The sequence below is a fragment of the Paenibacillus amylolyticus genome (assembly GCF_036894225.1).
Lineage (GTDB): Bacteria > Bacillota > Bacilli > Paenibacillales > Paenibacillaceae > Paenibacillus > Paenibacillus amylolyticus.
Window position 1 is genome coordinate 3,732,572 of the sequence record NZ_CP145892.1, and the last position, 12,336, is coordinate 3,744,907.

Consider the following 12,336-nt stretch of genomic DNA (forward strand, 5'->3'; position numbering starts at 1 on the left):
ATAGGAAAGGGGACTCGTCGGACAATGTGGACTTCCTTGTAATGGTTATCTAAACTGGATCGCACGACTTGGTGTTTTGGTTATAACCACACGCCTGGTTTGTGATGCCGATCCGCAATCATTCAAGGGACGCGAGGAACCGTTTGAATCAAACCCGGGCGCGGATACTTGATGTATCCGCTTTTTGTTATACCTAGGATAATTCCATCTCCAATGAAAAATGGTTTTCTCCCTCCCTTATTAAACGGAGGTAATAAAATGACCAAACTATACGGAAAAACCGCTATTGTGACAGGCACAAGCCGCCCCGGAGGTATTGGAACCGCTGTCTGCCGCACGTTGGCACAAGAAGGCGCTAATGTGTTCTATACCCATCTGTACGATTACGATAAAACAGAGAATCCGGGGGATGCTGACAAAAACTGGCCGGATCTCTTTGCCGAAGAACTTCGCTCCTATGGCGTTAAGGCAGCGCATATGGAGGTCGATCTTACCGATCCCAATTCTCCAGCGCAACTGCTTGATGCATGCCGATCGGCTCTCGGGCTGCCGACCATTCTCGTCAACAACGCTACCTACAGTGTAGCAGCTGATTTCCGTCAATTAAATGCATCATTGATCGATGCGCACTGTGCAATGAACATTCGAGGTACATTCATGCTATCGGCCGAATTTGCGCGTATGCTGGAGGTTGAACTGGCCGTCCATCAGGACCTTTGCGGCGGCCGGATCATCAACCTCACGTCCGGTCAAGGTAAGGGGCCGATGCCTGGCAATCTCGCTTATGCCGCAACAAAAGGCGCTGTCTCCACCTTTACCGAATGTCTATCTGCTGAACTGGCTCCGTTTCACATTACTGTGAATGCGGTTGATCCCGGTCCTACCGATACGGGTTGGATGTCGGAAGAAGTGAAAAAATCTTTGCTACCGGGATTTCCGATGGGCAGGATCGGTCTTCCTGAAGATGTATCCCGTCTGATTGCTTTTCTCGCAAGCGACGATTCTCAATGGATCACCGGACAAATCATTCATTCTAGAGGTGGTTTCTAATTTCCATAAAACCAAAGGAGGCCGCCGATCAACAGGATCGGCGGCTTTATTCGACTACCGGGTGGAAACTACGCTTTGTGAAGAAGATGATGCAACGGTGGCGAAAGAAGCTTTACGTCAATACCCAATCAATTGGGTAAAACTTGTCGTCTCCGCCTTTTTAACGTCTTCGAAACGCTCCAGCGCGCGCCAGAGCATAGAAAATCAAGAGAGCAATGATTGACCCGACGATCGCGGGTATGATATGAAATCCACCCACCACAGGCCCCCTCGGTCCCAACAGTTCATACCCTAACCACGATCCAACAAAGCCAGCAATGATATTTCCAAGTACGCCTCCCGGCACGTCCCGTCCAATCAGATTTCCACTTAACCAGCCAATTAGCCCACCGACAATAAGTATCCAGATTAAATACACGAATTGGTCTCCCTTCCATTGATTTATTACAAGTTATGTTTCGTTAGGGGGAATGTTGCGGATCATCTGCGAATCGTCCACTAAACCATTTCCATTTTAATCCAAGGGTAGTAAAATCGGTTGTACCACCACTAGTATGAATGCTGGTGCAGATGGGGATGGAGATGGCCAGTATAGAAAGGAGGCGCTCAGGTGTTTATGTTTCGAAGTCCTTTTATTTTAGCCTTGTTGATGATGAGTCTGATGTCAGGCTTGTCTGCTTGTTCTGAGTCAGAGCAATCGGAAGATAAGGGTGCTTCGACAAAGGCTGACTTCACGGAGCAGATACAGAGCCTTAATCTGAATCTGGAAGAACCGTCATGGAAGCTGGATACCACCCCCGTGAATCTAACGTGGTTCGTTGGAGCCGAATGGTACGGGCACACTTGGGGTGAGAGCCTGACTTCCAAATATGTCACCCAAAAAACAGGGGTCAATATCGAATTTGAAGTATCAACTGGTGAACCAAGCGAGATGTTATCACGAATGTTGACGACCGGTAGTCTGCCGGATCTGATAACCATCGGCTCCTGGGAGAGTGCGGTTAACAAACTTCGGGAGAGTAATCTCGTCTATGCCCTGGATGAGCTAGCCGACCAGTATGATCCTTACTTTTACAAGGTAGCAGGTGATGGTGCTCTACAATGGTATCGGCAGGAAGACGGCCATACCTATATCATTCCCAATGATGCGTACAGTCCCGAACAGATGCGTTCAACCGGCTTGACGGGAGCGAACCAAACCTTTCTCGTACGTAAAGATCTGTATGAGTCGATGGACAAACCGGACCTTACCACACCAAAAGGTTTTTTAAATGCATTGCAACTGCTGAAGAATCAATATTCTGTTTATAAAGGTCAGCTGATCAGTCCGTTTTGGGCACAGGGGAATGCATCCTATGGGTTGACCGAATATTTGCAAAATCTGCTTGCGATCCCCCATGAACAGAACGGTAAAGTATACGACCGAATGACAGATCCCGATTATATGGAGTGGCTGAAAACATTTCGTACCGCTTACGAGCAGGGCCTGATTAATGTTGATTTTCTGGTCGACTCCAGTGCGCAGGTGCAGGAAAAAACCAACCATGCCCAATATTTTATGATGATTCGGGAATGGACAGACATATCGGACCTCAATTCGAAATTGGAAGTCCTTACGAATCAGAGTTCATACTATATCGCTGTAGATGGACCCCGGAGCAGCAGGGGGGAATCCGCCAAACTGTTTCCCGGCAGCATGGATGGCTGGATGGTTACGATGATTAGCAGATCCACGGAAAACCCTGAACGGGCCATTCGATTTTTGACCTATCTGGCCAGCGAAGAAGGCCAAAGGGATTTATTTTTGGGCAAAGAAGGTGAAACCTGGGAGATGAAGAACGGCAAACCGCAGTTGACAGCGGCAATGGTTCAGTTGCATGACACGGATAGGGAGCGGCTGGAAAAGGAATATGGCATTATGGATACCTACTGGATGCTGCGAAACCCTGCTTTCGTTAACAAGTGGAGACCAGAGAATGCCCCATCCATTAAGCAAATGGAGGAGTTCGCCAACCAACAGGCCGACCTGGACAGCGGCATCTATAAGGGACTAGATCCTATAGGGGATTCCGATATAGCGTTAGCCTGGTCACGTATTTCTCAGAATTGGGAAGAAGTACTGCCAGAACTGATTACAGCGAAGGATGAAGCTGCCTTTGACAAAATTTTTGAGAATTTTCTGATACGTCGTGTGAACTACGGCTTTAACCAGGTGATGGAATATCGCCAAGCTGAACTGGAACTGCGGAAAGCCAAGATAGCCAGATAACCATTCCTACTACATTGTTAATTATCAGCTAACTAGTAATATATGGTATAACAAAGGTGGTGAATACATTAGAATGAAATACCTACTAACGAGATTGAGGAAGCTATATCGCAATGCCCGTATATCCCAAAAGCTGTTTCTGGCATTTAGCCTGATGATTGCCATACCTGTTATTTTGATATCCTTTGTGTATATCCGCATGCAAGAAACCCAGCTATATAAGGATGCTATGGCAACGGGCAACAGCCACGTTTCATGGCTGAATGAACAATTGCGCAGACGAATGGACATGATTGAGAACGCTTCCAATACAGCCCTTACTCAAAAGTCATTTGTGGATTTTATTCATTCCAATATGCTTGTGGATGGACTGCGTCTGGTGAAGTTTAAGCAGAACCAGTTTGAGCAAATGCTTAATATCATTCAAAGCAATGCGATGATCAGTGAGCTTAGCTTTTACGTTGATAACCCAAACTTGTATGAAATCTGGCCTGAAATCTATCATTATAAGAAATTTTGGCCGCAGGATTATTGGATAAAGCTACGGGACGAAGGTGGTGCGGCTTACCGTTTATTTTCTTTTAGGGATGGTGAACACACTTTATCCTACTATCGTCTGGTTCGCCTTCAAGGGCAGGAACAAAAGCGCCCTAGTATTATGGAAGTGCGAGTCCCGCACAGCATGTTTTTCAGCGACCTGCTCCAGGAGAGCAAGGGGGACTTCTTTTCGGTATTGATGAACGCAAGTGATCCTCCCCAGTATGTTTACAATCCCCAGCATGAGTTTTCTGAGAAGTACGGGCAGGGGATGGAGGAGATCCTTGGCAGTATTTATCACCAGCTGGATATAGTGCCGCAGGAAAACCCACTTCTGGTTAAGGTGGGTGGTCAGAGCTTCTATGCATTGTATCGATACATCGCTCCGTTGAACACTTATGTGGTCGAGATTGCTTCCCATCAGGCATTGATGAAGGGGCCGCGCAGTTGGTATGCATTTGTGGTAACGATTACATTATGTGTATTGCTGCTGATTATGCTACTCGTATCCCAAACGACGCGGCGTATTTTCCGGCGGTTGGACAGCGTACTGGTATCCATGCGTCAGGTACGGAAAGGCGAGCTGGATGCAATGATTGATACAGGCCTTGATGAGAACGAAAGAGGGGATGAAATCGATGAGGTGGCGGTGAATTACAATAAAATGTTACATGAGGTCAAACGTCTAATGACACAGGTCGTGGATAAACAGTTAATTGCCAAAAACGCACAGTTGCATTCCCTGCATTCGCAGATTAATTCTCATTTTTTATATAACGCCCTGGAATCGATCCGTATGGTGGCAGAGGTACAGAGGCAGCCTGCTATAGCCAATTCATTGGTGTCGTTGGGCTCCCAGCTACGTTACAGCATGCAGTGGCGTAGCGATACCGTTGCTCTTCGTGAGGAGCTTGCCAATATCCAAAGTTATATTGAATTTATCAACTTTATGGAAGGCGGCAGTATCGTTATGACGGCCGATCTTCCTCAGGAGATACTTCGCTACTCCATTCCCAAGATGTGTATGCAGCCCATCGTTGAAAATGTAGTTCATCACGGGGCACCTTCAGGCGGCAGGGTATCTATAGAGATTACCTTTTCTGTGGAGAATGACAGTCTGCTTTTCATTAACATAAGAGATGACGGAGTGGGGTTAGAGCCTGAGATGTTACACCGTCTTCAGGCAGTACTGCGGAGCGAATCGGATACACCGATGGTGACTAGCAGGAACGGACTTGGTTTGGAAAACGTGAATAAGCGGTTGCAGCTTCATTATGGCAAGAATTGCGGTCTTTGGATTGATAGTGTGCAAGGTGCATATACCTGCGTAACGATACGCTTGCCTTGGGAAAATGTAAATCTTGGAGGGTGGTAGAGCATGATTAATATCCTGATTGTGGACGATCAAAAACACATTCGTGACGGCCTGCAGGCCATGCTGCATCAATTTCCTCTGGAGCTGAACAACATATACTGTGCCGTGAGCGGGATTGAGGCGCTGTCCCTATTGCGGCAGCATTGCATTCACATCGTGATTACCGATATTATGATGCCGGATATGGATGGGTTGACGCTCATGGCTCAAACCAAAGAGGAATACCTGGATGTGGAATACCTCATTATCAGCGGTTATAGTGATTTTACATATGCCCAAAAAGCGATCGGGCTTGGTGCAAAGGGTTACTTGCTCAAACCTTTGAAGCGAGAGGATCTGCAACATTCCCTGGAGCATGTATGGCAAGAGATCCAGACACGGCAGGCACTTACGCATAATATGCAGCGTGTATCCCGCCTCGCCCAAGAGACCGATCGTAAAGAATTAAGAATGTTTATGCAAGGTGCGTTAAGTGATGACGCATGGATCCTTCAGATTGAGGAACAAAATGATGCGTTATGGCGTAATTATCGCCTAGCCCTGCTGCGGGAAGAAGTTTGCATGAACCAGCCCGGAGCCAGCAGCGCCCATAGCATGGAAGCCATTGCTTATCGTGTGTTTGGCAGACAAAGTTGTATTTGCCTGCAACATCGCCCATACCTGATCCTTGCGGTGGATGCGTCCATAGATCCAAGTGTTTTGCCTGCAGCGCTCAAGGAAGGAAAGATCAATGCCATAACGGCCATGACTAACCCGATTCAGGGGTTAAAAGAACTACCCGACAGCTATACCCAAGTGCTTGAGCTCTATCGCCACAGTTACCTGTTTCCTGATCAGTATAGTATCTTCCCAGCACATATTGAGCATATGGAACAGCAGTGGCAACTTCCCTATGAAGACTTATACGAATTGTTCCAGTCGATTGGAACAGATAACAGCGGAACAATTACTCAGGGTATTTCTGCAATATTTCACAAAAAGGTGCTGCAACGCTATCCTATTCGCTATACCCAACAGCTCTGCGCCGCCACTGTTCAGATGATGGAGGAATACGAACGAGTTATCCACCCTTATATGGGGGAAGAAGTGCTGGACCTTGAATCATTGCGTAATCTCTTTGATTATCAAGGGATGCGTGAGTATATACAAGCACTGCAACAGCAGCTGCTTCGGTTGAATCAGTTATATTATGACTATAAGTGCAACTATCGCCATTCGCAGGATCTAAATGAAGCCATTCGTTTTATACACGAGAGTTACCACAAACCGCTGGACCTCGCGATGGTATCCAATCATGTATCGCTTAATTATGCCTATTTTTCAAATCTGTTTAAGAAGAATATTGGTAAAGGTTTTGCTGAATACCTACGAGATGTGCGTCTGGATAAAGCGCGGCGGCTTCTCGCCGAAACCGATCATAAAATTGTTGAGGTGGCTGCTATGGTTGGATATGAAAGCTACAAAAGCTTTACACGCGCGTTCCGACTTGTGATGCAGATCCAACCCACAGAGTACCGACAGATGATGCGGCAGAAGGCAGATTGAATCAAAAGCCAAAAAAATGGGATACCACAAAAACAATTGTACCTTTTCAGCGAATTAACCTATTCGATAGAATAAAGATATTCCCCTATGTAAGCAATTTCCTTAATGCACATGTATTGGGAAAAGCTATTATTCTATTAAAGGAGGGCAATTATGAAACCATCTCACTTTACGGCGAAACGGTTTATGAAAAAGGGACTCGGTATGTTCCTTGTGGTTGTGATGCTGGCTAGTATTGGCATACTGCCAGCTTCAAAGGTTCAGGCAGCGGGAACTACCGTAACCTCAATGGAGTACTTCTCATCAGCAGACGGGCCTGTTATTTCAAAATCAGGGGTTGGCAAGGCCAGCTACGGATTTGTTATGCCTAAGTTCAATGGAGGCTCCGCGACATGGAATGATGTTCACAGTGATGTGGGCGTTAATGTAAAAGTGGGCAACAACTGGGTTGATATCGACCAGGCAGGCGGTTATATCTATAACCAAAACTGGGGGCACTGGAGCGATGGCGGCTTCAATGGTTATTGGTTCACCCTCTCCGCAACAACCGAGATTCAGCTATACTCCAAAGCGAATGGTGTTAAGCTGGAGTATCAACTTGTATTCCAAAACATCAACAAAACAACCATCACAGCGATGAATCCGACACAAGGTCCACAAATCACAGCAAGTTTCACAGGCGGTGCAGGCTTTACATATCCAACGTTCAACAATAATCCTGCGGTCACTTATGAAGCTGTTGCGGATGATTTGAAGGTGTATGTCAAACCTGTAAACAGTAGCACCTGGATTGATATTGACAATAATGCAGCCAGCGGCTGGATCTACGATCACAATTTTGGCCAATTCACGGATGGCGGCGGTGGGTACTGGTTTAACGTAACGGAGTCGATCAATGTCAAATTGGAATCAAAGACTTCTTCGACTAATCTTGTTTATACCATTACGTTTAATGAACCTACAAGAAATTCATATGTCATTACGCCATACGAAGGAACAACCTTCACAGCAGATGCGAATGGTTCCATTGGGGTTCCGCTTCCCAAAATTGATGGAGGGGCGCCAATCGCCAAGGAACTGGGCAATTTTGTATACCAAATTAACATGAATGGGCAATGGGTTGATTTGAGTAACTCCAGCCAGAGCAAATTTGCATACTCCGGTAATGGGTATAACAATATGTCCGATGCCAACCAGTGGGGTTACTGGGCCGATTATATCTATGGTCTTTGGTTCCAGCCAATCCAAGAAAATATGCAGATCCGTATCGGATATCCGCTGAACGGACAGGCGGGTGGAAATATTGGCAACAACTTCGTCAACTATACTTTCATCGGCAATCCAAATGCTCCGCGTCCGGATGTATCCGATCAAGAGGATATCTCAATCGGAACGCCAACCGACCCGGCAATCGCGGGCATGAACCTCATTTGGCAGGATGAATTCAACGGAACTACGCTGGATACAAGTAAATGGAACTATGAAACAGGATATTATCTCAATAACGATCCCGGTACTTGGGGATGGGGAAATGCAGAACTGCAGCACTACACAAACAGCACCCAAAATGTATATGTACAGGACGGGAATCTGAATATCAAAGCCATGAACGACAGCAAATCTTTCCCACAAGACCCGAATCGGTATGCACAGTATTCTTCGGGAAAGATTAACACCAAGGATAAACTGTCCTTGAAGTACGGCAGAGTAGATTTTCGTGCCAAGCTTCCTACAGGTGATGGGGTATGGCCAGCACTGTGGATGCTTCCAAAAGATTCAGCATACGGCACTTGGGCTGCATCAGGTGAAATTGATGTTATGGAAGCGAGAGGCCGTCTGCCTGGATCAGTAAGCGGTACCATACACTTTGGTGGACAATGGCCCGGGAACCAGTATTCGGGCGGCGATTATCACTTCCCGGCGGGGCAAACTTTTGCCAATGATTATCATGTATACTCAGTAGTATGGGAAGAGGACAATATTAAATGGTATGTAGACGGCAAGTTTTACTATAAAGTCACTAACGAGCAGTGGTATTCCGCAGCTGCACCGAATAATCCGAATGCACCTTTTGATGAGCCGTTCTACCTCATTATGAACTTGGCAGTCGGCGGAAACTTTGACGGCGGCCGTACCCCGAACGCCTCCGATATTCCGGCGACTATGCAGGTAGATTATGTACGCGTGTATAAAGAACAGTAATTTGCGATTTCGGATAGAGCGAATGAAGATCAGATGGAACAGATGCTGGGCAAACCGGAGATCCTGAAATCTCATACTCTATAATTGGCTTACGACCGATTCCCAATATTTCTACCTGGGAATCGGTCGTTTAATTTTAGACTTGATAATGTAGTTCATCGGCTGCAACTCTTGTCGAAGGACAACATCATTAGGAGGAAATATGAATCAGAAAGAATTTGAATCAGTCATCAATCTCCCTGCAAATATTCGTTATGAATACTTCATCAAAAAAGTAGTGGATTCAGAAGAAGTGTGGGGGCTTTATGAGAATGGTTGGTCAGTTACTGAAGATGATAAAGGTAATAAATTACTTCCATTTTGGCCTAAGAAAGAATTCGCGGAATACTGTGCAACTGATGGTTGGGAAATTTACTCAAGTAAAAGTATGGATTTGTACAAGTTCATAGACGATTTTCTACCCAATTTAAAAAAAGAGGGTTTTAAACCTTCAATATTCTTAAATAATGCTGATTCTGCTGTATTAGAAGTCGATATACTAATTGAGGATTTAAAGACAGAACTTGAAAAATACTAACAGGATTGTTAGTGGCCATTCCCACGAGCCAAGCCCTCCTTTTACAGGCTTGGCTTGTTTTACATTCAGATGCAAGTAATAATGCAAAGTGTACTTGACACATAATGCAAAGTGAACTATGCTAAAAATGCAAAGTAAACATTGCAAGGACGTGATCACTTGAAGACAAGAATTGCAGAACTGCGTAAGCAGCATAAGCTGTCACAGGAAGAGCTGGGACGAATTGTTGGTGTTACCCGGCAAACCATTACCTCTCTTGAAAGGGGAAAATACACGGCTTCCCTTATTCTTGCTTACAAAATTGCCAACTTTTTTGGACTCGCCATTGAAGATGTTTTTGATTTCAGCGAAGTGGAGGAAATGTAAATGGACAAGTACAAGATTAAAGTAAAAACTCGCAAAAACGTACTGTCACTGGTAGCGACTGCTACCCTATTGATCTATGTAGGACTTATATTTTACCGAGGTGGACTACCCGATTTACCTAGTTTTATAAAGGGATTTCACACAGGAGCTTTTATCGGGGTTGAAGTGGCCGTCGCTTTTTTCCTCGTCAGGTATATAAAAGCCAGTAATAATGAAGCCGAGCTGAAGAAGCAGTATATTGAGGAGAATGACGAGCGGAGTGTAATGATACTCCAGAGAGCCGGCACACTCAGCACAGCAATCATTCTCATTGGTATGGGCATTGCCTCCGTGATCGCCGGTTTCTTTAATCCCTTGATATTCTATACCTTACTAACTTGCTTATTATTTGTTTTAATCGTATTTTTTGCACTGTGGATGTATTATGCGAGAGAAATTTAAGGTTTAGATCAAAGCAGTGGAGAGAGGTGAATGTTTACCGGATATCGATTTACGGACAGGTTATTTTCGGTATATGGTATTATTTGTTTGATGGAGTAAACTAAAGCTTGAGACAAACATCAGTCAGTGTTTTCCAAAAAAAGGTAAGCATAACGATCAAAGTTTTAAAAGGGAGTGAACTATATTAATATACAGCATCCCTATTTACGACAAATTCAGCTTAAGCGGCAACAAGTACCCACCTATAATCGTTACCCCTTTGATTTGGCGGTCATTCGAAACCTAAATACTCTTGATTTTCACCCCAAGGTAACCTATATCGTAGGTGAAAATGGGATGGGCAAATCAACACTGATGGAGTCCATTGCTGTCGCATGGGGATTTAACCCGGAGGGTGGGACGATCAACTTTTCCTTTTCAACCCAGGCTACTCACTCGAGCTTATATGAATATATACAATTGATCAGAGGTCCGCGACGCCCGAAGGATGGCTTCTTCTTCCGGGCAGAGAGTTATTATAATTTAGCCACGACGATCGATGAGTTGGACAGCCAACCATCATTCGCTCGCCCTATTATAGAATCTTACGGTGGGAAGTCCTTGCATGAGCAATCGCACGGAGAGTCGTTCTTTTCCACTTTCATTCATCGGTTCGGGGAGAAGGGATTATATATACTGGATGAGCCTGAGGCTGCATTGTCTCCCCTTCGCCAAATGGCGATGCTGACACGAATCCATGAACTTGTTTTGCAAAACTCTCAATTTATAATTGCGACCCACTCCCCAATCCTTATGGCATATCCAGATTCGATTATTTACAATCTAAAGCCAGATGGTGTCGAAGTCCAAGTATTGGAAGAAACCGACCATTATATGATTATGAAAGAGTTTGTGAATAACAAGGATAGGATGCTCAGAGAGTTATTCGAAGAAACTCAAGATTAAATCCACTGCTATCCTATAGAATCTAAAAGCTTAAGAGAGATCGTTACAAAGAAAGCGATCTATTGTCGAGATTAAGCTAACGGGAAACGTTAGCTTAATCAAACTTAATAAGGCATCAAATTGATCATCTGCTGATTTCAACTAGCGGACTGACGACAGGGATCGTTGCAGAAATGCTAACGATCCTTTTTTGTATATGTTTACGTAGGAGTATTTAAATCACGAAAAAGGGCTCCTCCGTAGACTAGGACGCCCCAAGTGCAGGTCAGCGATCACATACCTGGATATAAAGGGAAAACAGTAGGTGTTGCCCGGCAAAGTGATGTTTTTATTTTTCACAGTCCGATCGGTAATTTTGGTGATGCTGAGTATCTTACATGCTGTAGGCTTAGTAGAAGTGATTTTGTAGAACCATTCAAACGCTCTACACAGAGAAACAACGGATCGAACAGGAAGAACGGTACAACTATATTGGACTGTTATGGAAAAATAAGGATATAAATCCGCTGCTTCTATATATTTTAAAACAGAAGATTCTATTTTCTAGCATGGGTGCTTGTAGGGGGGGATGCATGTTTCATTATTTTCTGAAGATAAGCAGAAACATTGTTAGGATTGCAACTGCGAAGCATTCGTCCTAAATCGAGGAAGTATAAATATACTACTCACTATTTTCATCATCTAATCGCCGACGAAATATCAAAGCCGAAACAGCAAATATAATAAAAGATAATGTTGAAGCAACAGTAACCATCTTCAACACACTTCCTATTGGGGGGTTAAACAACAGAGCAATTGAGATGATTAAAACAGCACCTGTTAAACCCATTCCCAAAATCGAGATCGCTAAAATCTTGTTCATCAAATCACCTCACAGGTTGAAATAGAGTTTCTCATTGCATAATAATAGTTTAATACATGATGAATTAGTATAGAATGTAACAAAAAGTATAGCAAAGATTTAGTAGCGATTGCTTCCGAGAATGGGGAAGCAATCGCTATGTTTTTTTGCGGATTTTTTTATTTTTT

Annotated in this window: 11 protein-coding genes; 9 read left to right on the forward strand and 2 right to left on the reverse strand. The window is 44.5% G+C overall.

The annotated features are described in order from the left end of the window. The first annotated feature begins 258 nt into the window (after window positions 1-258). Window positions 259-1,050 carry an SDR family oxidoreductase gene (locus tag V6668_RS16575; protein ID WP_338706165.1) on the forward strand — a complete coding sequence of 264 codons (792 nt, stop codon included), beginning with the start codon at window positions 259-261 and terminating at the stop codon, window positions 1,048-1,050. Between the two features lie 160 nt (window positions 1,051-1,210). Here the strand turns inward: V6668_RS16575 and V6668_RS16580 are convergent, their stop codons facing one another. Continuing rightward, window positions 1,211-1,468 (reverse strand): GlsB/YeaQ/YmgE family stress response membrane protein, encoded by a 258-nt coding sequence (locus tag V6668_RS16580; RefSeq protein ID WP_036613911.1) that lies wholly within the window; start codon window positions 1,466-1,468, stop codon window positions 1,211-1,213. A gap of 198 nt (window positions 1,469-1,666) precedes the next feature. Between V6668_RS16580 and V6668_RS16585 the strand changes: the two genes are divergently transcribed. From V6668_RS16585 to V6668_RS16620, 8 genes are all read left to right on the forward strand, one after another. Continuing rightward, entirely contained in the window at window positions 1,667-3,319 is a 1,653-nt protein-coding gene (locus tag V6668_RS16585) for an extracellular solute-binding protein (RefSeq protein ID WP_338708965.1), read from the forward strand. A gap of 73 nt (window positions 3,320-3,392) precedes the next feature. After that, the gene (locus V6668_RS16590; protein ID WP_338706166.1) at window positions 3,393-5,231 is read left to right on the forward strand and encodes a sensor histidine kinase; all 1,839 of its coding nucleotides are present in this window, start codon (window positions 3,393-3,395) and stop codon (window positions 5,229-5,231) included. A 3-nt stretch (window positions 5,232-5,234) separates the two neighbouring features. Then, window positions 5,235-6,776 (forward strand): response regulator, encoded by a 1,542-nt coding sequence (locus V6668_RS16595; protein WP_036673643.1) that lies wholly within the window; start codon window positions 5,235-5,237, stop codon window positions 6,774-6,776. A gap of 153 nt (window positions 6,777-6,929) precedes the next feature. Beyond that, window positions 6,930-8,978, forward strand: a complete 2,049-nt coding sequence (locus tag V6668_RS16600) for a glycoside hydrolase family 16 protein (RefSeq protein ID WP_036673645.1) — start codon at window positions 6,930-6,932, stop codon at window positions 8,976-8,978. 202 nt (window positions 8,979-9,180) lie between these two features. Beyond that, entirely contained in the window at window positions 9,181-9,555 is a 375-nt protein-coding gene (locus tag V6668_RS16605; RefSeq protein ID WP_036673646.1) for a DUF2750 domain-containing protein, read from the forward strand. 159 nt (window positions 9,556-9,714) lie between these two features. Continuing rightward, window positions 9,715-9,921: a helix-turn-helix transcriptional regulator gene (locus V6668_RS16610; RefSeq protein ID WP_036613900.1), complete on the forward strand. Its 207-nt coding sequence runs from the start codon at window positions 9,715-9,717 to the stop codon at window positions 9,919-9,921. Further along, window positions 9,922-10,362 (forward strand): hypothetical protein, encoded by a 441-nt coding sequence (locus tag V6668_RS16615; RefSeq protein ID WP_036673647.1) that lies wholly within the window; start codon window positions 9,922-9,924, stop codon window positions 10,360-10,362. Between the two features lie 174 nt (window positions 10,363-10,536). Further along, entirely contained in the window at window positions 10,537-11,307 is a 771-nt protein-coding gene (locus V6668_RS16620) for an AAA family ATPase (protein ID WP_422395217.1), read from the forward strand. A gap of 661 nt (window positions 11,308-11,968) precedes the next feature. On the opposite strand, the gene V6668_RS16625 is transcribed toward V6668_RS16620, so the two are convergent. Then, window positions 11,969-12,169, reverse strand: coding sequence for a hypothetical protein (locus V6668_RS16625; protein WP_036673648.1), 201 nt, complete (start codon window positions 12,167-12,169; stop codon window positions 11,969-11,971). Window positions 12,170-12,336: the final 167 nt, after the last annotated feature.